Source organism: Phenylobacterium sp. (assembly GCF_031360265.1).
Taxonomy (GTDB): domain Bacteria; phylum Pseudomonadota; class Alphaproteobacteria; order Caulobacterales; family Caulobacteraceae; genus Phenylobacterium.
On record NZ_JANMBF010000089.1, the window covers coordinates 1 to 2366 of the forward strand.

2 protein-coding genes are annotated in these 2366 nt (G+C 71.1%); both read right to left on the bottom strand.

Annotation, left to right across the window (positions count from 1 at the left end):
- Positions 1 to 137: 137 nt before the first annotated feature.
- On the bottom strand, positions 138 to 1154 hold the full coding sequence (locus tag RMN86_RS07980) for an alpha/beta hydrolase (protein WP_309605304.1): 1017 nt from the start codon (positions 1152 to 1154) through the stop codon (positions 138 to 140).
- A 94-nt stretch (positions 1155 to 1248) separates the two neighbouring features.
- A partial coding sequence (locus RMN86_RS07985; RefSeq protein WP_405041332.1) for a MutS-related protein occupies positions 1249 to 2366 on the bottom strand: 1118 nt, incomplete at its 5' end.

The following is a 2366-nucleotide window of genomic DNA, read 5'->3' on the forward strand; positions in this document are numbered from 1 at the left end:
GGGCGCCTGAGGCCGGTGCGGACGAACTTCGGGATCGATGAGGACACTAGCAAGCCTTTGTTTCCTAGTGTGCTTCTTGGATCTGAAGTTCGCTCAGAGCCTGATCCCTCAAGAAGGCGAACTTCAGATCCAGCACACTAGTTCGACAGATGCTCGTCGAAGAACCGGGCGATGTCCCCGAACGCCACGGCCGATTCCGGACTGTCGAAGGCGTAGATATATTCCGCGTGGCTCATGGCCTCGTGAACCTCGAGCTGAGCCGTTACGCCCGCGGCCCGCATCGCCCGATAGGCGCGCACCGTGTCGCTGAGCAGGATGTCGCGGGTCCCGGTGGTGAAGATGGTCGGCGGAAAGCCGGCGAAGTCGCCGAAGATCGGCGAGACCAGCGGGTGAGTGACCCCGGCCTCCCCCGCATAGAGCGCCGCCATCCCCGCGGCGAACCCGTCAAAGTTCGAAAACACGCCATCCACTGCGGCGTTCACCTGGTAGCTGTCGCTGGCGCCGGTCAGGTCCGTCCAGGGCGTGCCCGTGGCCAGGGCGCCGGGCAGGGTCTCGCCGAGGTCCTTCAGTTTCAGCGCCAGCGCCAGTGTCAGTCCGCCGCCCGCCGAGGTTCCGAACACGCCCATGGCCGAGGCCGACCGCTCGGCCGTCAGCGCCCGCCAGACCGCGACGGCGTCGTCCACCGCCGCCGGGAAGGGGTGGTCCGGTGGCATCCGGTAATCGACCGAGATCACCTTCATGCCGCTGTGGTGGGCGCCCAGCACCGCCTCGCCTGTACTGGCCTCTCCGCCGTTCAGCGCGTAGCCGCCGCCGTGGAAGTGGACCAGGCGCCGCCCAGATTTCGCCGGGTCCAGAGTGGCGGGGGTGATCTCGCGGACGGTGACCCCCGCGATCTGACCGAGCTCGCAGGTGTGCGGATACAGGGCCGCCAGGGCGGGCGCCATGGCCAGCGCCTGGGCGTCCATCTGTGCGATGACCGTCTTCCATTCCGCGACGGACTGCGGCGCCCAGCCCTGGGGCAGGCCGCCGCCGGCCGCCGCCGCCGCCGCCAGGCCGGAGATCGATCGCTGCAACTGAGGGCTCACCGTGCTGGGGGTCTTCAGGCGCTTGGCGGGAACCTCACGGGCGATCTCGATCAGGCCGGCGTCATCCATGGTCGTCTCCATCGGGCCGCCGCGCGGCGGACGGGCTGAATGTTGAACCCGGCAGGGCGCCCGGCGCCAGCGGCAATTGCGGGCGTCCGCAAATTCAGCCCAGCAATCCCTTCAGGCGGTAGAGCGCGTCCATGGCCTCGCGCGGGCTCATGCCGTCGGGCTCCAGCGCGCGCAGGGCGTCCTCGGCGGGGCTGGGGCCGTAGGCGGCGGCGGGTTCGGCGACGGCGGCGAACAGCGGCAGGTCGCTGAGGTTGGCCGGGCCGGCGGCGTCGCGCTCCAGGCGTTGCAGCACGTCGCGGGCGCGGGCGACTACGGCGGCCGGCACGCCGGCCAGCTTGGCGACCTGGACTCCGTAGGAGCGGTCCGCGGGGCCGGGGCCGGCCTCGTGCAGGAAGATCAGGTCGCCGTTCCATTCCTTGGCTTTCAGCGACAGGTTGGCCACGTGGGCCAGGCGTCCCTCGAGCACGGCCAGCTCGTGGTAGTGGGTGGCGAACAACGCGCGGCAGCGGTTCACCTCGTGCAGCGCCTCGGTGCAGGCCCAGGCGATGGCCAGGCCGTCGTAGGTGGCGGTGCCCCGGCCGATCTCGTCGAGGATCACCAGGCTGCGCGGCGTGGCCTGGGTGAGGATGGCGGCGGTCTCGACCATTTCGGCCTTGAAGGTCGAGCGGCCGCGCGCCAGGTCGTCGCCGGCGCCGACGCGGCTGAACAGACGGTCGATGACGCCCAGCCGAAGGCCTTTCGCGGGTACAAAACACCCTGACTGGGCCAAGACGGCCAGGAGCGCGTTCTGGCGCAGGAAGGTGGACTTGCCGGCCATGTTCGGACCGGTGACCAGGGCCAGCCTGGGCCCGCCCGCGCCGGTGCCGTCGTGGCGGCAATCGTTGGGGGTGAAGGCCGCGCCGGCGCGGCGCACGGCGGCCTCGACCACCGGATGGCGGGCGGCCTCCGCCTCGAAGGCGGTGGAGCGGTCGATGATCGGCCGATTGGCGCCCACGTCCTCCGCCCATTCGGCCAGGCCCGCGGCGACGTCGATCCGCGCCGCGCCCTCGGCGGCGGCCTGGATCAGGGCGGCGACGCCTCGCGCCGCCTCGCGCCAGGCCTCGAAGGTCGAGAGTTCGATGGCCAGGGTCCGCTCGGCCGCCTGGGCGATCTTGGCGTCCAGTTCCGCCAGTTCGACGGTGGTGAAGCGGACCTGGTTGGCCAGGGTCTGGC